This is a genomic window from Paraniabella aurantiaca (genome assembly GCF_050309965.1).
Lineage (GTDB): Bacteria > Bacteroidota > Bacteroidia > Chitinophagales > Chitinophagaceae > Niabella.
The window spans coordinates 2,019,613-2,040,195 of sequence record NZ_JBLOSY010000002.1 but is presented as its reverse complement, the minus strand read 5'-3'; the positions used below and the strand labels follow the sequence as shown (position 1 = coordinate 2,040,195).

Sequence of the window (20,583 nt, the reverse complement as noted above, 5' to 3'; positions counted from 1 at the left end):
TTACATGGCCCAAAACGAAACGATATCTGTAAAACGTATTCCATTCTACTTGTTTTTAATATTACTAGGCTTTTTATCATTTTATGTTTACGACCGGGTGATAAAAAGAGGCCAAGATGGAACCGGCAATCCTATTCCAACTAAGGCAGGGCCCATTACCAAAGAAGTTGCAGATGCCTATATTTCGAATTATCTGGCATCTCAGGATTCGCTGGGCGACGCTTATAAACTGGTAACTGCTGATGGTAAAACTACTTTACGTGGTTTTTGGATCTCAAGGGAGACATTGAGGGGTATGGATGAATCAATAAGAAAAATTGACAAACTGGCAAATATAGTTGGATACAGCGTTTATTTTGGTAAAGCCGAACCTTATACTAAAAACAAAAGTCAGGCATTAACTCTTATTATCAGAGGTACAGTGCCGGGGAAAAGCGGGCAGAAAGGTGCCACGGTACAGAAAACGTTAAAGCTAACCGGTGATGAAATAGATGACGAAGGGGACTTTTACGATCACACTGACCCCTGTCCTACTCTTTGCGGAGAACCAGAACCGCAACCCTGACCCGAATAATCATGAGCACACGTTTTTCAATTTACCTGATTGTATTACTCATTACTTGGTTTTTTGGACTTATAAATTTTAAAAAACTAAGTAGCCCGTATAAGCTTTTAACTTTTTTCATTCTCGTCACCTTTATCAGTGAATCAACAACGCGCATCTTCATCAAAGAATTCCGAAATAGTTGTCCGCCTTACCATATTTACCAGCCACTAAACTATTTTTTCATTACGGCTTTTTACTTAAGTCATTTGAAAAAGTCGGGTTGCATAATTTCCTGGTCCTGGGTAGCGTTTATATTATTTTCTATTGTAAACACAAGCCAGTTACAGAACATATGGACAGTACCTACAAATGCTATGCTACCAGCGAATATAGCGTATGTGCTCTGTTCTTTGTTTTTATTTAAAAGCATGCTGCAACACACCGGAGAACAGCAATTACTCCGACAAGGCTTGTTTTGGTATAATACATCTACATTAATATTGTATACCTTTAATTTTTTCTGCTGGAGCTTTTACAATGTATTATTGAAGCTGGACAATAATTTAATTGCATTGATCGATATAACATATTTTCTAAATATGCAATATTATATAGTTACCGGAATCGCCATATATTTAGATAGCAGGCGTAAACAAAATGAACAATAATGTATCTGAAATATATGTTTTCATAATTACCGGGATTCTTTTATTTGGGATACTGGCAGGGTTCATTATCTTTTTCGTGGTTGCCTACTATAAAAAACAACAACAGAATTCGAGGGAGAAGCAACTATTACAAACAAAATTCAACGAAGACCTTTTAACCAGCACTATAGAAATACAGGAAAAGGCTTTTGACGATATTAGCCGGGAGCTGCATGATAATGTCGGGCAACAATTATCAGCAGCTACCATCTATCTTAATCTGCTGATGCAGGAAGCAGGCCAACAACAAAACAGCAAACTACAAACCTGCCGGGAAATTATTTCTAACAGTCTCCAGGATATCCGTCATATCTCCCAAACGCTATTGGGAGATAAAATAACACAGGTAGGTTTCATAGCTTCACTGAGAATGGAGTTATCGAAAATAAACAAGCTGGGTATATGCCGCGCCACGCTTCATACTACCGACGAACCTTTGCTACTGGACCCCCGAAAAGAGATCATCTTATTTAGAATTGTACAGGAAGCCATCAGCAATGCTACTAAACATGCCGCGGGTAGCGATATTCATATAGCTATAAAAAAATACGAGGAGCAATTAAAAATCACTATTGCAGATACCGGTAAAGGGTTTAATACCAGTGATGTGGAAAAATCCGGCATTGGGCTAATTAATATGGAAAGCAGGGCAAAAACCATCGGTGCCACTTATCAGCTGTCTAGTAAGATTGATCAGGGAACACAGGTAGAGATTTTCTTATAATTATTTATCTGTCAAGAAGCTTTTTCATCTGCTTATTCAAATCTTATTATTATATTTATGTACTAGCCGAGCCAATATGCTAAAAAAACTGCTTACTCCGATATTTTCTATTCTTTTTTGCTCTGTCCTGGCAGCAAAAGAGAAAAAGGATACCTCGTATCTACCCGACGAATATTATTATACACTCGGTAATGACCTGCCAGTTTACAGCGGTAGGCTGTTTTTAGGTTACGCTTCAAATATAAAAGGGTCTCCTTATATTCCAGAAACAGGATGGTCATCGGGCTCCGTTTTATACAACAACATCTGGTATAAAATGAGCAACTTAAAATTAGATGTTCATACCAGGGAGCTCATCATTCAAACGCCGGCTCAGTTTTCTATCATCCCCTCCGGTTATAGAATAAGTAGTTTTATATTAGGCGAAAGAAAGTTTCTAAGAATTGATAGTACAACCAGATCCGTTGCAAAAGCAGGGTTTTACGAAATTCTTTTAGATGGGCCCTTAAAAGTTCTTGCCTGGAGAACTGCAACTTTGGAACAAAAAATTGAACAACTTACATTAGAATATGAGTTTTTAAGAAAAGACGAGTTCTTTTTACAAAAAAATGGACAGTTAATAAAAATCGTTTCCAAACGCGATGTATATGAGCCCTTAAAAGACAAAAAGAAATTAATAAAAAAGACGTTGAAACCTCTTGGGCTTAGTTTTAAGAAGAACAAAGAGCTGCTGCTATTAAAGGCTGTTGAAACTTATAATCAAAACTAATGCTCCAACGCTTTTTTATACTATACTGTTCATTATGTGCATTTTTCCTTCAGGTAAATGCTCAGTCCGGCGAGCCGTCAATAACAGCAAAATTTGACAGCGTTCTCGTAAAAGACTTTATCACCGAAATAGAAAAACAGTCGGGTTACTTCTTTTATTTCGACTCCACCCATGTCGACTCGTTATACGTAAACATAACAGTAAACAGGGAATCATTATCTCATGTTCTGAACGAGGCATTTAAACCTAATGGACTTGCCTATTCAATAGATAAAACAACTAAAAAAGTATACCTTTCAAAAGAACTGATTATGCAATTATGGTTACCCACAGGTTTCTATAAAGGTGTGACAACAGAAGATTACAGGGACGGCCGGCACGAAGCGGGTAATACCCTCGGATCAACCAGAAATGTGAAACGGGTGCCTACAGCAGAAAACAAGCTATATGAGATTGGGAACCGAAATGCGAAACCAGCGAAGACAGTGTTACTTAACGGTACCGTTCGAAATGCCCGCACAGGTGAGCCCTTTCCGAATATTTCTATATTGATAGATAATGAACAGTCTGTAACATCCGATGCTTACGGCAATTATTCTATCAATATGCCACCCGGAAAACATAATCTTAATATTATAGGCTTTGGTATAAGAGAGGCATTGCTCAACCTGCAGGTTTACTCCGATGGAGTAATGAACATTGATGTACAGGAACAAATGCCCACGCTCAAAGAAGTGATTGTTTCTGCTACGAGAACCCGGAATGTCAGAAATGTTCAGATGGGAGTTTCCAGGTTAAGTATTGCAGAAATTAAACAAATACCATCTGTTTTTGGAGAAGCCGACATATTAAGAGCAATTACTACCCTACCCGGTGTAAAAACCGTAGGTGAAGCCAGCACGGGTTTTAATGTAAGAGGCGGATCAGCAGACCAGAACCTGATTTTATTTAACGAATCCACCATCTATAACCCTTCGCATTTCTTTGGAATGTTTTCTTCTTTCAATCCAGAAGTAGTAAAAGATGTCGAACTGTATAAAAGTTCTATGCCTGCTAAATATGGAGGCAGACTTTCATCAGTACTGGATATCAATAGCAGGGAGGGCAATAAACGAAAACTATCCGGCTCGGCAGGTATCGGCCCCATAACAAGTCGTGTACAGCTGGAGGGACCATTGATCAGGGATAAAACCTCCTTCATATTGGGAGGAAGATCTACCTATGCTAACTGGCTGATTGATTTACTTCCTGAAGAGTTTGACAAAAGCCGGGCTTCCTTCCAGGATTTCAATCTCGGTTTAAGTCACAATATCGATTCTAACAATAATATCTATATAAATGGCTATTATAGCAGAGATCGCTTCACCCTAAATGAAGATACCGCCTATCAATACAATAACAAAAACCTTTCTGTGAAATGGAAACGACGCCTTTCCCGCAGATTGCAGGGAGAATTAATCGGAGGATATGACTATTACAAATACCAGGTCAGCAGTGAGGATAACGAAGTAAATGCCTTCAAATTATTCTTTGATATAAGGCAGTTGTTTGGCAAACTGAATTTCGTTTATTATCAAAGTCAGAAGCATGCTTTTGATTTCGGCTTGAGCACTGTTCATTATAAATTAAATCCGGGCAACTATGAGCCGGCCGGTAGCCAGTCGTTGGTGCGCCCCGATACGGTGAGCACAGAATATGCCCTAGAAAATGCAGCATACATTACACACCGGTTCAACCCTACCAATAAATTAGCTATTTCTACCGGACTCCGATATTCTTTATATTCCTTTATCGGCCCCCAGGATGTAAATTATTACCTTAAGGGACAACCAAGGACAGAAGATACGCGAACCAATACAATTACTTACGCCAAAGGAAAGTTTATTAATACCTATAACGGACCGGAACTTAGAGTGTCATTACGATATGCCTTCACCCCCGATTTTTCGGTTAAAGCCAGCTATAATACCCAAAGGCAATACATCCATCTGCTGTCCAACACTACAGCGATATCCCCCACCGATATATGGAAGTTAAGCGACCCTAACATTCAGCCGCAGATAGGTGACCAGGCATCGCTCGGCTTTTACAAAAATCTGCGTTCCAATACTATTGAAACATCGGTTGAAGTATACTACAGAAATATTAAAAACTACCTGGATTATAAACCGGGAGCATCACTGCTGATTAATGACAACATCGAAACAGATGTCATTAATACGAGGGGAAAAGCATATGGACTTGAAGTGCTGATTAAAAAACCAGTCGGCAAACTAAATGGCTGGATTGGTTACACCTACTCCCGTATACTTTTAAAAGCAACTGACGAAACCCTGGGTAACCTGATTAATGATGGGAACTTTTATCCGGCAAATTATGACAAGCCGCATGATTTCATTCTCGCGGGTAATTTCAAGGTTAACCATCGCTTCAGCCTCTCGGTCAACAGCACTTACAGCACCGGTCGTCCTATTACCTATCCTATAGGCCGTTTTTATTACGGGGGTTCCGAAAGAGTTTTGTATTCGGACAGGAATCAATATCGCATACCGGATTATTATCGAACCGATTTTTCGATGAACATTGAAGGCAATCATAAAGTGCACCAGAAAACACATAACTCATGGACAATTGGTGTTTATAATTTGATGGGAAGAAGAAACCCTTATTCCGTATATTTTGTATCTGAACAAGGTCAGGTAAACGGCTATCAATTATCCATATTCGGTAGTGCCATACCATTCATTAACTATAATATTCGTTTTTGATATGAGTAAACAATTGTTATATGGCCTGATAATACTGTTCTTTTTGATTGGATCCTGTAAGGACAGGTATTTCCCCGAATATAAAACTACGGACAACGGGTATCTTGTAGTAGAAGGTATACTGAACGCTGGCAATGAGCCAACCAATATTTATATATCCAGAACCTATCCTATCGAGTCTGCAGGCAGGAAACCGCTGGAGCAGAGCGCGCTTGTAACGGTAGAAGGCAATGATAACACCATTCAGACACTGGCAATGACTGCTCAGGGAATTTATCATCATGCAGGCCTGAGTCTCATGCAAAATATAGAATACCGCCTTCGAATTAAAACCGGTGACGGAAAAGAGTACCTGTCCGATTTTGTAAAGGTAAAAAAAACACCTCCCATCGATAGCATTGGCTTTAATGCTACGGATAAAGGAATTAATATTTATGTTAATACGCACGACCCTGCTAATAACACTACTTACTACCGTTGGGACTTTGATGAAACATGGGAAATTAACAGTCTTTATACGTCTGTCATTATTTATGACAAAAATGTAAATCCACCTCCTTCCATTAGGGACAGGATATTTCCTGGTGAGCAAATTAATCGTTGTTGGAGATACGGAATTTCCAATAACCTGTTATTCGCCAGTTCGGCCAAGCTAACGGCCGATATCATTCATGAAAAACCGATTCAGTTAATCCCTAACGCAGATGAAAAGCTTTCGGTGCTATATAGCATGATGTTACGTCAATACAGCATGGATAAAAAAGCTTATGAATTCTTCGATCTGATGAAAAAAAATACAGAATCGATTGGGACTGTTTTCGACCCTTTACCTTCGGAAATACGCGGCAATATTAAATGCATAACCCATCCCGCCGAAATCGTTATTGGATATGTTTCGGCGACGACGGTGGAAAGGAAAAGAGTTTTTATACGGAGACCTGCAAACTGGGGCTTTTCTAATCAGTGTCTGCCTCCTCAGGTAGTACCGCCTGATAGCGTAGATTACTATTTTAGCTCGAACGCTCTGATACCTATCAGCATTCAACCCCGCGAAAACTCCAATATCGTGGACTACCTGGGTGGAGTGCCTGCCTGTGTTGATTGCAGATCTAGAGGAGGTAATACACTACGACCGTCATTTTGGCCCAACTAATTTATTAAGAATGCAGTTAAGTACAAGAAATAGTATGATTCGCATTGGCTTTTTTCTGATCAGCCTGTTGTGCCTGGGCATAACACAGTTATTATCCCAACAGCCTGTATTACCTAAATTACTGACCAGTGAAAAGGTTTTTGTACATACAGACAAAAACGACTATATCGCAGGAGAAATACTCTGGTTTCGTCCTTATCTTATTAAAGAAGCTCCTGATTCGACTCATAACTATAATCATATTATTTATGCTGAGCTAATAAATGGTCAGGGTACTCCTGTATTACAAAGTAAAATTGCACTAAAAGATGCTTCGACTGGAGGAAACTTTTACCTACCAACCGACCTTGCTACGGGAGTATATACACTGGTAGCCTATACCACAGATATGAAAAATGTTGGGCCTCCATCTTTTTTCAAAAAAAGAATTCTAATTACCAACACTTTAAACGCACCTTTGCAGCCAACTCTGGAAAAGCCGGAAATACTACTACAGTTTTTTCCTGAAGGCGGTCCATTGATACAAAATACTACTTCCAGAATAGGCGTACAGGCCTTAGATCCTGCGACTATGAAAGGAATTGAGGTTAAAGGTTTTGTATTGGCAGATGGTAAAGATACTGTTACCAACTTTTTTACTGAAAAGTTTGGCTTAGGCCAATTTAACTTCACCCCGCTTACCGGTAAAAAATATTCGGCAACGATATTTATCCAGGGTAAAGCTATTGCTAATATCACTTTACCTAATGCGCAGCCGTCAGGATATCATTTAGGCGTAACAGGGAGCAATAGTAGCTATAGCATTAAAATACAATCAAAAAATAAAACGCCTGAGAAACTCTATCTTATTGCACACGACGGACAAGCCAATAAAGTTGTAAAAGCAATACAGGAGGGAATATCGGAAGATATTATCAATATAGACAAAGCGGCTCTGGGAACAGGTGTCGTTTATTTTACTTTATTTAATGAGCATTTTCAGCCTTTATGCGAGCGATTAGTATTTATACCTTTGCTTCCTGATAAAAAAACATTAACCATCACCTCGAATAAGCCGGTATACGACAGCCGCGAAAATACAACGCTTGCAATTAGCGGAGGGGAAAGCAGTATTGACGCGTCTGTATCTGTTTTTAAAGAAACCGGTGACTGTAAGGAAGAACCTATGTGGATTTATCTTTCACTAACGCGCCACCTGCAGGGAACAATAGAAGATCCGCAATTTTACTTTACGCCGGAAGCCATGCAACATAATTACATCGACAATCTGATGCTTACTCACGGCTGGCGCCAATTCAGAAACCGGGATACATCCCCCCCGGCTGTTACCGAATTTGATGGGCACATTATCAGCGCCCGGGTGAAGGACAGCTGGAGTAAAGCCCCTGTACCTGGTGCACCCTGTTTGCTAAGCGTGCCGTCAGTACCCTATGGCCTATACTTTGGAACCAGTGACTCAACCGGCATTGTTCGTTTTATTGTAAATGGATACTATGGCCCGGGGGATATTTTTGTTACGCCAATCCCCCTAACAGTTAACGCAAAACCTAACTACATCATTGAGATTATCAATCCGTTTGCCGACAGCGCTACGGAACGCTCATTTACACAGCCTCCCTTGTATTTACAGGAAGCAGACAGCGCTATTCTCCTAAAACGCAGTGTTGCGATGCAGGCTACACATATTTATCATAAAGATCAATTAAGAAGGTTTCATGCACCGGCAATTGCCGACACACTTCCTTTTTATGGTAAAGCAGAATTTAAATATAATCTGGATGACTACAAGAGGTTTTCTACTATGGAAGAAGTTTTGAGAGAATATGTAACCCCTATTAATGTATTAGCAAAAGGAGGGCAATTACGCATGAGCTTCTTCGATGAGAAGTACCAAACCATTTACAGTGACGGCTTTTTGGTGTTGCTGGATGGTGTTCCTCTTTTCGATTATAATAAAATTTTTTCTTATAATCCTTACAAGGTAAAAAAGCTGGAAGTGATTCCCAGAAGATATATTTTCGGATCCGTCGCCTTCTCGGGTATTGCAAGCTTCGAAACTTATAACTCAAAGTTTGACGGCTTTGAGCTCGATCCCGCTGCTATAGCGATCGATTACGAAGGGCTACAGATCCAAAGGGAATTCTATCTCCCCGATTATTCCAGGCATAAAGGCAATATACGCATACCCGATTACCGGACTACATTATTATGGCAACCGTCATTAGCACTACAAAAAGGGCAAGTCAATACACTAAACTACTCCACCTCTGATATAACCGGAAAATATAAAGTAGTTATACAGGGAATTTCAAAAGAAGGTATTCCTTACTACGGAGAAAACACTTTCGAAGTAAAATAAGAAGCAGGCTCCGGGTTCATTCGTTTAGGAAAGTGTACTCAAAGTTTTTTTCATTACCCTTACCGCTTCTTTATTGATGCTATAATGATCATTTTCATTATTGTTTTCAAAAGCGGGTGGGAAAAAGGTCATATTGCTTTTCTTCAGTTCACGCAGGGATGTATGAAATTCGTGACATTTTGTTTGGGCGGCTAAAGCGGCAAGATTGTTAGCCCGCACGCCACTTCCGGGCATTATACTAATGCGTCCGTTGGCAGCCATATTCAGTTCTGCTATTAAGCCTGCACCTTCGGGAGCTGTAAGCTCCTGTCCACTGGTTAAAATCCTTTCGCAACCAATGTTTACTAATTGCTCCAATGCTTCAAATGGCGCTTTACACCTATCAAATGCACGATGAAATGTAACACCCATCGGGTATACAGCCTTAACTAATTGTGCCGTTCTTTTTACATCGACAGATGCATCCCGGTTCAAAAAACCAATTACGACACCATCACATCCCAGCTCTTTACATTGCAACGCATCATATAGCATGCATTCAAATTCCTCTTCTGTATAAAAGAAATCGCCGCCCCGCACCCTGATAATGGGATAGATCTTCACATCAAAACTTTCCCTGCATCTCTTTATAACTCCATAAGATTGGGTAGTTCCCCCTTCTCCCAGGTTAGCGCAAAGCTCTATCCGGTCAGCACCACCGGCAACCGCGCTCCTGGCAGATTCAAAATCTGATGTAGCAATTTCTAATATATACCCTTCCATATAATTCGCTTATAAAATTATTAACTGCACCATTATTCCGGCCCATTCTCTATTCACTATTTTCCACTCTCTTACTTAAACCAACTATTCGCCTCCACCAGCTTCTCCACAGTATTTGTTTTCAATGCATAGCTAAACCCTTTATGTATGGCGAAAGAGCCCACCACACCATGCTTATTAATAGCAAGGAAAGCTACCTGTATTTTATGTACATCAGCTCCCTTTATTTTAACGATGCGCTCAATAACCTTTTGGCAGGCCATTTCAGGGCCGTATCCCTGACGCATCATTTCGACCACGCTATGCGATCCCGCTACCCGTATCACATCTTCTCCCTGGCCGGTTGCAGTACAAGCCCCCACCTCTCCGTCGACGTAAAGCCCCGCGCCAATAATCGGCGAATCTCCCAGGCGCCCACGCATTTTAAAACCCATGCCGCTGGTAGTACAACTACCGCCGAGATTGCCATTTCCATCTAATGCCACCATTCCAATGGTATCATGATTCCACTCGCCGTTGATCTGCGAAGGTGCAAAGGGACCATGATCTTTGTTCTCCTTATTTTCCCTGTTGATCTGCGGCTCATATTTGGCATTTTTCAACCATTCCTGGTAGGTTTTTTGGGCATCAGGTGAAAGCGCTGCCGGCTCCAAAGGAAAGCCTTCAGCTAGAGCAAATTGTTGTGCGCCACTACCTACCAGCATTACATGGGGCGTTTTTTCCATCACACGCCTCGCTACTGAAATGGGATGTTTAATTCTTTCCAGGAAGGCCACGCTACCGCAATTAAAACGATGGTCCATAATACAGGCATCCAGCGTTACAAAGCCATCCCTATCAGGATTAGCTCCCAGACCCACACAACAATTAATCTCATTTTCAGTAACCATCACACCCTTTTCTACCGCATCAAGGGCAGCGCCCCCCTTACCCAATACCTCCCAGGCTCCTTTATTAGCCCTCAATCCTGCATCCCAGGTAGATATTACCACCGGGCCGCTCACCTTGCTTGTTTGCTGAGCATAAGCCTTCTTTCCCCATATCGATGCTGCCGCCCCGGTTAAGGCTCCTAACTGTAAAAAACGCTTGCGATTCATCATAGAGCAAATTTTAAAATCGAAAATAAGAATTAATGATCCTAAATATCTCTAAGCGCTTCCGGTAACTTTTTAAATTATTTGAACCTCTTATACACAATAGACCATTCCTCCGGGAATATGTATCCTTGTTTACCCGCTCAGGTATGCCAACAATTGCTTTACTTCGCTGTTATTTTTTAAACTTTGATTTAATGAACATTGAAATAATATCCGGTAGTCCCCGGCAACAGAGCTTAACCATAAGAGCAGCCTATGCGGTGCAGAAATGGTTTCAAAAAAACACCCAACATAACGTTGGCATTATTGATTGCCGTGAACACCAGTTACCCTGGGTAGAGAAAGTGTTCAATTCTATTGACAATACGCCCGTTCCATGGAAACCATTGTTTGAGCGAATATTTAAAGCAGATGCTTTCATTTTCGTTACGCCCGAATACAATGGCAGCTACTCTCCTTCCTTAAAAAATATGGTGGACCATTTTCCTAAACAATTGCACAAAACACTGGGCGTTGTTACCGCCTCAAACGGTGGATTTGGAGGCATGAGAGCAGCGCAACAGCTGATTTTACTAGGCGCTGGGCTGTTTACGGTGGTTTGTCCGCAGTTATTAGTAATACCCACAATAGATAAAAAAATTGATGAAAACGGCGATCTAATTGATCCTGCTTTTGAAAAAAGTATTCACAATTTCGCATCTGAATATCTTTGGCTGGCAGAAAAGATTGCCTCTAAATAGATTATTAGAAAAGAATGACTCCCGGAATTACCGGGAGCACTGTTCTATTTATCCTATCTTTTAAAAGGAAAGCATTTATGAAATCAACAATAGCGGAAATACGCGAACGCTTTGACAATGACGTGGAAAGATTTGCCAACCTGGAAACCGGCCAGCAGTCTACTATTGATGCCACTATTTCGCTGGAGTTGATTACCGAAGCAGCTAAAAACATTGTGCCACAAGCAACACATTTACTGGATATTGGTTGCGGCGCAGGCAACTATTCGTTGAAAATGCTTTCCAAATTGCCCGGCCTGCATTGTACATTGGTTGATCTGAGCCAGCCTATGCTCAATAAGGCGCTCGAAAGAGTGTCTGTACAAACTGCCGGAGGTGTGGAAACCCACCAGGGTGATATCCGTGAGCTTCCCCTCCCTCAAAATGGTTTTGATATAATTTTAGCAGGCGCTGTATTACATCACCTGCGGGATGATGAAGACTGGCAAACTACCTTTAGCAAGTTGTATAGTTTATTGAAACCAGGCGGTTGCTTAATGATCAGCGACCTGGTAACCCAGGACGACCAGCGACTGGATGATTATATCTGGAGCAAATACGGCGACTACCTCGAAAACCTTGGCGGAAAAGAATACCGTCAGAAAGTACTCGATTATATCGCTAAAGAAGATTCACCCCGTTCAGTAACCTATCAATTAGGCCTTATGAAAGAAGTAGGATTTATTACAACAGAAATATTACATAAAAATCTTTGCTTCGCAGCATTTGGGGGGATTAAATAAGCGTAGCAGATTTTTTGTTTCATGCTAAGTGAGCAAAGAAATTAAGTCGCCGCATCTATTGCAGATTGAGCATCGAAAATTGAGTGTTGAACATTTTTCTCACTCACCACTAGCTAATCCTCCATTAGCCTTGTTTCGCGCAGAGCTCGCAGAGAAACGAAGGCGCAGGGCCATAAACTTTAAACAACAAACATCAAACATTTCCTTCCTTCTCATCCCTACCTATTCCCTATTAGCTTCTCTTCCTCATCCATAAAAATCCCCAAATTTTTCCTTGCCCTGTTTTGCACTTTCCGTTTCATAAAATTTGTCCAGCCAAATAACTTTCCTGTAACACCAAATGCCTGGGCCAGCCAGGTGCTTAAACGAAAACCATCACTGTGCTCTACAATAAGGCCATCATTAATTCTCATAAAACCCTTTGCACGATTCACAATCTTTCTGCCTGTACCGGAAAAAGTATAGGAAGCTACCCATTTGCAGGTCAGGTATTCCTGGTCAATCTCTGTTATTTCATCAAAAGTCAACATAAAGTCCTTCGCGTTAGTGCAAAGCATTTTCCACATAGCCCGCACTTCATCGCCCTTTAAAAAACCAAACACAGGATCGCTGAATACAATATCGTCTGCATAACAGCTATTCATTGTTTCAAAATCCCTTCGACTAAAGGCTTCATAAAACCTTTCTACTATTTGTTTATTTGTCATAAATACTTTTTAAAAGGCAATCGTTTGCACTGTGTTTGCGTTATCAGCTCTTGTAAAATTACTTATCTTGGCACCTTCTTAAACAATCTTGCTATGCTTAAATCGTTTTCTTTCACACTGTTGTTGCTCGCGACCTGTGCCTTGGTTACTGCACAAAAAGTAAACATCATCCCTCAACCCGCCAGTATTACTGAAAAAGAAGGTTTTTTTACACTTACTGCAAAGACAGCCATCATTGCTCAAACCAAAGATGAATTAAAATCTGCAAACTTTTTAAATGAATATCTTAAAAATTGCTATGGCTTTACCTTACCTGTAAAATCTAAAGGAACGACAGGTATTATTATCAAATCCGGCAATGGCGCTAAAGACGGTTATACTTTAAATATTAATAAAAGTGCAGTGGCTGTAACCGGCCTTACAGCTCCAGGTGCTTTTTACGGCATACAATCGCTTATTCAGTTACTACCAACCGAAAAAAGCAACACACTGTCAGTTCCCGTGGTAAGCATCACCGATGCGCCTACAGTACAATACCGGGGCCTGATGCTGGATGTAGGCAGGCACGTGTTTCCGTTAAGTTTTATTAAAAAATACATCGATTATATCGCTTTGCATAAAATGAACTATTTCCACTGGCACCTTACCGAGGACCAGGGATGGCGCATCGAAATAAAAAAGTATCCTAAATTAACACAAGTAGGAGCCTACCGTAATGGCACTATCATCGGCAGATATCCTGGCACTGGCAATACAAACGAAAGGTATGGCGGTTTTTACACACAGGAGCAGGTGAAGGAAATTGTTAAATATGCTGCAGACCGGTTTATAACAGTGGTGCCTGAAATTGAAATGCCCGGGCATGGCAGTGCGGCCATTGCAGCCTACCCGCACCTGAGCTGTTTTCCCGAAAAGCCTACCTATTACTTCTTTAAAAAAGCAGGTAATAAACCAGCTAACTGGGCAGGAGATACCACCGGTAAAGTAGTAATGCAAAGTTGGGGAGTATATGATGATATCTTTTGCGCCGGAAAAGAATCAACATTTAAATTCTTAGAGGATGTGCTAAACGAAGTTTTACCTTTATTCCCTTCCAAAATTGTACATATAGGAGGAGACGAAGCACCTAAAACCAATTGGCAAAATTGTCCTAATTGTCAAAAAAGAATAAAAGAGCTTAATATTAAAGGCGACGATAAGCATAAAGCAGAGCATTACCTGCAAAGCTATTTTGTACAACGTATGGAAAAATATTTAAACGCCAAGGGCAAAACCTTGCTGGGCTGGGACGAAATACTGGAAGGCGGCCTTGCACCTAATGCATGGGTGATGAGCTGGCGTGGCGAAGCAGGTGGCATTGAGGCTGCAAAAGAGCGTCATAATGTAATAATGACGCCTACTACCTACGCTTACATCGACTATCAGCAGGCAAAAAAAGAAGATTCTGTTACAATTAGTGATAATAGAGGTTTCCTGCCAATCGAAAAAGTATATAGCTGGAAGATCTTCCCCGATGCATTGTCGGCAGACGAAAAAAAATATGTGCGGGGAGGACAGGCCAACCTCTGGACTGAATATATCAATAATTCATCCAAAGTTGAATATATGATATTTCCACGTGTGGCTGCAGTGAGTGAAGTGTTGTGGACACCCCAGGAGCAGAAAAACTGGGATGACTTTAGCAAACGCTTAGAATTTCAGAAAAAACGGTATAACCTTTGGGGAACTAATTATTTCGGAAAAAATCAATAAATTATTCATTTAATCAATACGGCTACTCCAATCAAACAAACCCAAGCAATGAGTAAACAACAAACTTCAGGCAATTATATCGATAGTCTTGAAAAGATCAGTGTCAATATCCAGGCTGATGTAAAAAGTGGTTCAAAGGTAATTGCACAAACTATTGCCAACCTCATCCGCCAAAAACAGCAGCAGGGACAGAACTGCGTACTGGGCCTCGCTACAGGCTCCAGCCCTAAAACACTGTATGCAGAGCTGGTACGCATGCATAAAGAAGAAGGACTGAGCTTCAGCAATGTGATCTCCTTTAACCTCGATGAGTACTATCCCATCAGCAAGGAAGCACCGCAAAGCTACAACCGCTTTATGCATAACCACCTCTTTGATCATGTAGATATTAAACCAGAGAATATCAACATCCCCAATGGTGAAATAAAAAAAGAAGACATCAAGGTTGCCTGTGCAGATTATGAAAAGAAAATTGAAGCAGCCGGCGGTATCGACCTGCAGATATTGGGTATTGGTAATAACGGCCATATCGGTTTCAACGAACCTGGCTCAGGTATTTACACCCGTACCCGCCTGGTAAACCTTACCAACAGCACCCGTTTGGCCAATGCCTACGAGTTTGCCAATATTTCTGAAGTGCCCCGTATGGCCATTACCATGGGCATCAGCACCATTATGAAATCCAGACAGATCATTCTGATGGCCTGGGGACCGGCCAAAGCGATAGCGGTTAAAAAAGCTGTGGAAGACGAAGATTCTGAGATCGTTCCGGCTTCCTTCCTGCAAAACCACGATAATGTAAGTTTTGTACTGGATGAAGCAGCAGCTTCGGGTCTAACCCGGATTAAGTCGCCCTGGCTCACCGGCGATTGCGAATGGACGCCTAAGAATATTAAAAAAGCTGTGGTGAATATGGCTTTGCAACTGGGTAAAACTGTGTTGAGCCTCACCAACGAGGATTATAATGACAATGGCCTCAGCGACCTGCTGGTGGAAAAAGGCGATGCTTACGAGATCAACCTCGAAGTGTATTATATGCTGCGCGACAGCATTACCGGCTGGCCAGGTGGCAAGCCCAATGCGGTAATACCGGCACACCCCGAAAGATCGGAGCCTTACCCAAAAAAATGCATCATCTTCTCCCCCCACCCTGATGATGACATCATTAGTATGGGTGGTACTTTTCAGCGCCTGCACGACCAGGGACATGAAGTGCATGTGGCTTATCAAACCTCGGGCAATATTGCTGTTACAGATGAGTTTGTGACCCGCTTCCTGGATTTTGCGGTTGGATTTAACGAGATCGCCGATATCAACTCTGATAAACCCGGACAGATCTTAAGTGAAGCGAGGGCTTATATCTCCGGTAAAAAACCCGGACAGGTTGACTCTCCCACTATCCGGGCTTTAAAAGGATTGATCCGCCGCGGCGAGGCTAAAGCCACCTGTAACTATGTAGGTATTGATCCTAATAATGTACATTTTCAAAACCTGCCTTTTTATGAAACCGGTACTATTGAAAAGAAACCTTTGGGTGAAGAAGATGTGGAACTGACCATACAATTGCTAAGGGAAGTACAACCGCAACAAATATTTTGTGCAGGAGATTTTGCCGACCCACATGGTACCCACCTGGTATGTTTTAACGCCGTGTTGAAAGCATTGCAGCGTATTAAAGCCGATGGCGATGCATGGATCAATGATTGCTGGCTGTGGTTGTACAAAGGCGCCTGGCAGGAATGGGATATTGAAGATATTGAAATGGCCATACCTATGAGCCCGGCACAGGTGCTTAAAAAACGCTTTGGCATTTTTATACACCAGTCGCAAAAAGACAGTGTACCCTTCCAGGGGAGTGATGACCGGGAGTTCTGGCAAAGAGCCGAAGAAAGAAATGCCGCTACTGCAAAGATCTATGCTGACCTCGGTCTCACCCACTATGCAGCTATGGAAGCTTTTGTAAGATGGCAATACTAAAATTATAAAATGCTCAACCCTAAGTTGGCGTTCTGATATCATTAAATGTCGCAGTAATCTGCGGCATTTTTTGTTTCCCGCATCCTGAAGTACTATTCATCCTTGTGTCTATATGTGGATCAATTATTAAAACTGATAATCTGACTAAAAATTGGCCGCGCTATTGAAAATGAATACTTTTATTTGCCAAAGCAAGCTTGAGATTCATTTAAAGCGGTTATAAGCCGTTCTTGTATCTCCTCCTAAACCTCAGACTAAACAATGCGCAAAAAGCAATATCTAAAAAAATATGCCCGTACCCGGCAATGGTTCAATAATATTGTTAATATAGGATTGACTCCTGAACTTAGTTTTGAGGAGGCCAGAAGAGTAAGGATTCTGAATGTAATGGCAATGATGGGCCTTCTCATATCAACTACTTTTGTCATCATTCACTTTTCTAATGATCGCGTTACATTGGGCCTGCTTAATGTGGTGACCATGCTATCCACAGGAACTATTATCATTGCCAACTACAAAAAACGTTACTATTTTGGTCAAGTCGCCGTTAGCATCGCATTAACTTTTGTTTTTACCAGCACCAGTTTACTTTATCACGACGGCATGGAATTTTACCTGTTGCTGTTGACAGCGCTAATGGCTACCATTATGAAAGGGACCTGGTTTTTACGGACTTTATCTATCATCAACTGTGTTATATTTCTTGTGCTCATAAAGCGGTCAGCCGAGTTTTATACACCAACACCGGGTAATATTTATTTCATTAACCTGGTATTATTGGTAATGTTTTACCTCGTTTTTTTCAGGTATTCCGGAAAAATAAATCGTTTGTACCTCGCAAATATTGAAGAGCGGAATCATCAACTCCGGCAGCAGCAAGCCAGGCTCATTGAACAAACCGAAGAACTGGAAATCAGCAATCGCAAGCTGGCTGTACTAAACAGCACCAAAGAAAAGCTATTCTCTATACTGGCGCACGATGTACGTAGTCCAATTGCCGGATTGAAAACCTCATTGGATCTGCTCAACGAAAAAGCATTGTCAAGAGAAACTTTTACCGAGCTTTCGCACGAACTCTCATCACAATTGAACGAGCTACAGGACAGCATGGACAACTTATTAAAATGGAGCAACCGCCAAATGACAGGTATGGAACTGCAGCCGCAAAAAATAATGATAGAACCCCTGATAGCTGATACTATTGGATTATTGCAATATAACCTGGCCAATAAAAACATTAATGTCAACATCAGTATTGAAACTGATGCAACAATATATGCCGACCCCGACCATATCAAGCTGGTTATGCGCAATCTGATTTCCAATGCAATAAAATTCAGTTATGCAGGCAACGAGATTGACCTGCTCGTAGAACATAAAGATTCACTTATCCATTTCTCTGTTATTGATAAGGGTATTGGCATGAAGAAAGATCTTATAGAAAAATTGTTTAATGAAGCAGATGTAACCTCTCAAAGGGGCACTTCCAATGAAAAAGGAACGGGCATGGGATTAAAAATCAGCCGCGAATTTGCTGTAAAAAATGGAGGAGATATTTTAATATACTGTGAACCCGGCTCAGGCTGCACGTTCACTTTAACGATACCGGTAGCTGTAACAAACCCGATTGAATTAGCGGGATTAAGTGCTGATAATGATAGTTTAAAATCATAGATAATGGCTAATACACTGAAACTGATAATTATGATCATACCGTTTTGATACCATCGCCATTCCCCTCTCACGTCAGGCATTACAGCACAATATTATTCTTCGGAACAATAGCCGGCGGCAGGTTGGCTTCATCCAGCATATCGCGCATATCTATTTCTATGGTACGGCTGATTTGTGTGATGGGCACATCATTTGCGCTTCCTTCGAACGGGTTCACCGAGCTTTCGCCCACCGTATCCAGTGTATGAAAAGCCCAGGTAATAGCTGCTGAGAAAGGAATATTCAACCAAATGGAATATCCCTCTAAAAAAGTACCATCACCCAGTTTATCAAATTCCCGAAGCAATGCAAAGGGTACTAAAATAATAAATATGAAAAGCAGGTAGGTAGCTATAGATGAAAAATTACGGGGATAAGGGAAGTTTTTTATCCGCTCAGCCTTTCCCTGGTTATCGGTAAACTTCATCAGGCCCTGCTGTAGCTGCGTCCATTGAAAATCGTTGATCATGCCATCTTTTCTTAAAGCGGCTAACTCCTCCGATTGTAAGGCGGTTAATTGCGTAGCGCGGTTCTTTTTGGAAAGAATATAGCTTAATTCATCCTGGCCCAGGTATTTCGCCAGCTCTATATCAACCTTGGTTAATGTTTCCGGTATTTCGTAATGCGATGATCTGAAATTTTCATTCCGTTTATCGCTCATATTTTCCCAAACTCTTGGCTCCCGTAATTGGAAACGTAAGGCTGTAAGCCAGCCAAAATGCCTGTAAAACATCCGTTTCACAACAATGGATTGCTTGCCACCCAATGCATCGCGAAGTGTATAAGCAAAGCTCCGACTATCATTAATAATAGCCCCGTAGATCTGGCGTGCTTCCCATAGCCTGTTATAACTGGCGTTGTTTTTAAAACCTACAATAAATGCAACTGCCGTGCCCACAATGGCCGTGGGCTGCCAGGGCAATGTCAGAAATTTTAAACCCAGGAAGTACAATAAGGTGGGAACCGTGGCCAGGAACAACATCCAATAAGTGTCCCTGATAGTCCATTTCATAAACTCTACCGGTGTAAATCGTCTGCCTGCGTGCATATTAGTTTCTTTTTATTGGTACGAAACACCAAAAATAGAGGGTTCAAATCAACGAATCAAAATACCTGTGATAAATCTGTGTCTAAAAGGCGTTATTTCAAATAATCAAAAACATTTACGAGCTTATATTTAGGACTGCGCTGAAACCACATATTAAAAAATGCTGTGTGAGTAGCGCCCATTAATATAAATACCCGGTCATTTTTAGTAAGCGGCACCTGGTTAATATTGGAATACATTACCAGGTTGCGATGATAAAATTTAGCTGCTTCATCCGCACCCTCCCATTTTCCCGGAGATGATATATGTGTCAGCATATCAGCATTGACATTCATCAGCATATCCAGGTATTGAGGATGATTACAAATTCTGAGGTTATCTAATACCGCCATCTTATCTTCAGGATATAGCTTTTCATAGTTATTAACCATTTGCATATAAGCCCTCGCTGTTTTAGCATCCGGACTATTCGCCACTCTATTTCCGATCATGTAATCATACCCTTCTTTATAATCGACACCATAAATACGGCTGGTTTTACTTAACCGGCCAATTTCATAAGCCAGTAACTCTATTTCCGATGGATTACTAAACTTCATGCCGGGTGTTTTGAGGTATTGCTGATATTCTGCCTGCAACCGTTCATTAAAGCCGGGAGTAGTTTCCACTAATATAACTGTCGGCTTAAAGGCAGCTATTTTGCGGGCAATATCATGTACCTGTTTTACATTATTTACATCATGTTCATCAAATTCTGTTTTGCTGACATCCGTAGTAAAACCCATGTGAAAGCTGCCCATATTGAGCACGGCTATAGCTGTATCGAATTGGGTGGTGGGTACCAGTGGTTTCAACTGTGCGTTGGCTACTCCATTCAACAGCGTTACAAGGATAGTAAGGTAAATGATCTTCATGTCTCTATTAGTTTTTTTACAATAAAAAGCGATATTAATCGGAAGTCATCGCAAAATTTGATGG

At 41.2% G+C, this 20,583-nt stretch carries 16 protein-coding genes; 11 read left to right on the top strand and 5 right to left on the bottom strand.

The genetic code is table 11. The features are described from left to right. Positions 1 to 4 precede the first annotated feature (4 nt). The 6 genes from ACLOAU_RS22755 to ACLOAU_RS22730 all read left to right on the top strand — a co-directional run bounded on the left by ACLOAU_RS22755 (position 5) and on the right by ACLOAU_RS22730 (position 9,027). Complete coding sequence (locus tag ACLOAU_RS22755; protein WP_427864207.1) at positions 5 to 565, top strand: hypothetical protein; 561 nt, start codon at positions 5 to 7, stop codon at positions 563 to 565. A 639-nt stretch (positions 566 to 1,204) separates the two neighbouring features. Continuing rightward, complete coding sequence (locus ACLOAU_RS22750) at positions 1,205 to 1,978, top strand: sensor histidine kinase (RefSeq protein WP_427864206.1); 774 nt, start codon at positions 1,205 to 1,207, stop codon at positions 1,976 to 1,978. Between the two features lie 76 nt (positions 1,979 to 2,054). Beyond that, positions 2,055 to 2,747: a hypothetical protein gene (locus ACLOAU_RS22745; protein WP_427864205.1), complete on the top strand. Its 693-nt coding sequence runs from the start codon at positions 2,055 to 2,057 to the stop codon at positions 2,745 to 2,747. Next, a complete protein-coding gene (locus ACLOAU_RS22740) occupies positions 2,747 to 5,515 on the top strand; it encodes a TonB-dependent receptor (RefSeq protein WP_427864204.1) in 2,769 nt (922 codons plus the stop codon). The genes ACLOAU_RS22745 and ACLOAU_RS22740 overlap by 1 nt, the downstream gene beginning before the upstream one ends. Position 5,516: 1 nt before the next feature. Then, positions 5,517 to 6,668 carry a DUF4249 domain-containing protein gene (locus tag ACLOAU_RS22735; RefSeq protein WP_427864203.1) on the top strand — a complete coding sequence of 384 codons (1,152 nt, stop codon included), beginning with the start codon at positions 5,517 to 5,519 and terminating at the stop codon, positions 6,666 to 6,668. Between the two features lie 10 nt (positions 6,669 to 6,678). Then, entirely contained in the window at positions 6,679 to 9,027 is a 2,349-nt protein-coding gene (locus ACLOAU_RS22730; protein ID WP_427864202.1) for a hypothetical protein, read from the top strand. Between the two features lie 24 nt (positions 9,028 to 9,051). On the opposite strand, the gene ACLOAU_RS22725 is transcribed toward ACLOAU_RS22730, so the two are convergent. Both ACLOAU_RS22725 and ACLOAU_RS22720 read right to left on the bottom strand, forming a co-directional pair. Beyond that, entirely contained in the window at positions 9,052 to 9,789 is a 738-nt protein-coding gene (locus ACLOAU_RS22725) for a copper homeostasis protein CutC (RefSeq protein ID WP_427864201.1), read from the bottom strand. A gap of 71 nt (positions 9,790 to 9,860) precedes the next feature. Further along, complete coding sequence (locus tag ACLOAU_RS22720) at positions 9,861 to 10,889, bottom strand: isoaspartyl peptidase/L-asparaginase family protein (protein WP_427864200.1); 1,029 nt, start codon at positions 10,887 to 10,889, stop codon at positions 9,861 to 9,863. A gap of 191 nt (positions 10,890 to 11,080) precedes the next feature. On the opposite strand from ACLOAU_RS22720, the gene ACLOAU_RS22715 reads away from it, so the two are divergent. Then, positions 11,081 to 11,626, top strand: a complete 546-nt coding sequence (locus ACLOAU_RS22715; RefSeq protein ID WP_427864199.1) for an NADPH-dependent FMN reductase — start codon at positions 11,081 to 11,083, stop codon at positions 11,624 to 11,626. A 77-nt stretch (positions 11,627 to 11,703) separates the two neighbouring features. Next, positions 11,704 to 12,408, top strand: coding sequence for a class I SAM-dependent methyltransferase (locus ACLOAU_RS22710; RefSeq protein ID WP_427864198.1), 705 nt, complete (start codon positions 11,704 to 11,706; stop codon positions 12,406 to 12,408). A 218-nt stretch (positions 12,409 to 12,626) separates the two neighbouring features. On the opposite strand, the gene ACLOAU_RS22705 is transcribed toward ACLOAU_RS22710, so the two are convergent. Further along, entirely contained in the window at positions 12,627 to 13,115 is a 489-nt protein-coding gene (locus ACLOAU_RS22705) for a nuclear transport factor 2 family protein (protein WP_427864197.1), read from the bottom strand. 93 nt (positions 13,116 to 13,208) lie between these two features. Here ACLOAU_RS22705 and ACLOAU_RS22700 point away from each other — a divergent pair, with 93 nt between their 5' ends. The 3 genes from ACLOAU_RS22700 to ACLOAU_RS22690 all read left to right on the top strand — a co-directional run bounded on the left by ACLOAU_RS22700 (position 13,209) and on the right by ACLOAU_RS22690 (position 18,518). Further along, positions 13,209 to 14,867 carry a beta-N-acetylhexosaminidase gene (locus ACLOAU_RS22700; protein WP_427864196.1) on the top strand — a complete coding sequence of 553 codons (1,659 nt, stop codon included), beginning with the start codon at positions 13,209 to 13,211 and terminating at the stop codon, positions 14,865 to 14,867. Continuing rightward, positions 14,868 to 16,844: a glucosamine-6-phosphate deaminase gene (nagB, locus tag ACLOAU_RS22695; RefSeq protein WP_427864312.1), complete on the top strand. Its 1,977-nt coding sequence runs from the start codon at positions 14,868 to 14,870 to the stop codon at positions 16,842 to 16,844. 261 nt (positions 16,845 to 17,105) lie between these two features. After that, positions 17,106 to 18,518 (top strand): sensor histidine kinase, encoded by a 1,413-nt coding sequence (locus ACLOAU_RS22690; protein ID WP_427864195.1) that lies wholly within the window; start codon positions 17,106 to 17,108, stop codon positions 18,516 to 18,518. A gap of 79 nt (positions 18,519 to 18,597) precedes the next feature. Here the strand turns inward: ACLOAU_RS22690 and ACLOAU_RS22685 are convergent, their stop codons facing one another. Further along, entirely contained in the window at positions 18,598 to 19,605 is a 1,008-nt protein-coding gene (locus tag ACLOAU_RS22685) for a bestrophin family protein (protein ID WP_427864194.1), read from the bottom strand. A gap of 92 nt (positions 19,606 to 19,697) precedes the next feature. After that, positions 19,698 to 20,519 (bottom strand): DUF5694 domain-containing protein, encoded by an 822-nt coding sequence (locus tag ACLOAU_RS22680; protein ID WP_427864193.1) that lies wholly within the window; start codon positions 20,517 to 20,519, stop codon positions 19,698 to 19,700. Between the last annotated feature and the right edge of the window lie 64 nt (positions 20,520 to 20,583).

What these genes read in the sequence shown, in the direction of transcription:
- ACLOAU_RS22735 (WP_427864203.1), top strand. Translation starts at nt 5,517, where the DNA reads ATGAGTAAACAATTGTTATATGGCCTGATAATACTGTTCTTTTTGATT.
- ACLOAU_RS22740 (WP_427864204.1), top strand. Translation starts at nt 2,747, where the DNA reads ATGCTCCAACGCTTTTTTATACTATACTGTTCATTATGTGCATTTTTC.
- ACLOAU_RS22725 (WP_427864201.1), bottom strand. Translation starts at nt 9,789, where the DNA reads ATGGAAGGGTATATATTAGAAATTGCTACATCAGATTTTGAATCTGCC.
- ACLOAU_RS22680 (WP_427864193.1), bottom strand. Translation starts at nt 20,519, where the DNA reads ATGAAGATCATTTACCTTACTATCCTTGTAACGCTGTTGAATGGAGTA.
- ACLOAU_RS22720 (WP_427864200.1), bottom strand. Translation starts at nt 10,889, where the DNA reads ATGATGAATCGCAAGCGTTTTTTACAGTTAGGAGCCTTAACCGGGGCG.
- ACLOAU_RS22710 (WP_427864198.1), top strand. Translation starts at nt 11,704, where the DNA reads ATGAAATCAACAATAGCGGAAATACGCGAACGCTTTGACAATGACGTG.
- ACLOAU_RS22730 (WP_427864202.1), top strand. Translation starts at nt 6,679, where the DNA reads ATGCAGTTAAGTACAAGAAATAGTATGATTCGCATTGGCTTTTTTCTG.
- ACLOAU_RS22705 (WP_427864197.1), bottom strand. Translation starts at nt 13,115, where the DNA reads ATGACAAATAAACAAATAGTAGAAAGGTTTTATGAAGCCTTTAGTCGA.
- ACLOAU_RS22750 (WP_427864206.1), top strand. Translation starts at nt 1,205, where the DNA reads ATGAACAATAATGTATCTGAAATATATGTTTTCATAATTACCGGGATT.
- ACLOAU_RS22755 (WP_427864207.1), top strand. Translation starts at nt 5, where the DNA reads ATGGCCCAAAACGAAACGATATCTGTAAAACGTATTCCATTCTACTTG.
- ACLOAU_RS22685 (WP_427864194.1), bottom strand. Translation starts at nt 19,605, where the DNA reads ATGCACGCAGGCAGACGATTTACACCGGTAGAGTTTATGAAATGGACT.
- ACLOAU_RS22745 (WP_427864205.1), top strand. Translation starts at nt 2,055, where the DNA reads ATGCTAAAAAAACTGCTTACTCCGATATTTTCTATTCTTTTTTGCTCT.
- ACLOAU_RS22690 (WP_427864195.1), top strand. Translation starts at nt 17,106, where the DNA reads ATGCGCAAAAAGCAATATCTAAAAAAATATGCCCGTACCCGGCAATGG.
- ACLOAU_RS22715 (WP_427864199.1), top strand. Translation starts at nt 11,081, where the DNA reads ATGAACATTGAAATAATATCCGGTAGTCCCCGGCAACAGAGCTTAACC.
- ACLOAU_RS22700 (WP_427864196.1), top strand. Translation starts at nt 13,209, where the DNA reads ATGCTTAAATCGTTTTCTTTCACACTGTTGTTGCTCGCGACCTGTGCC.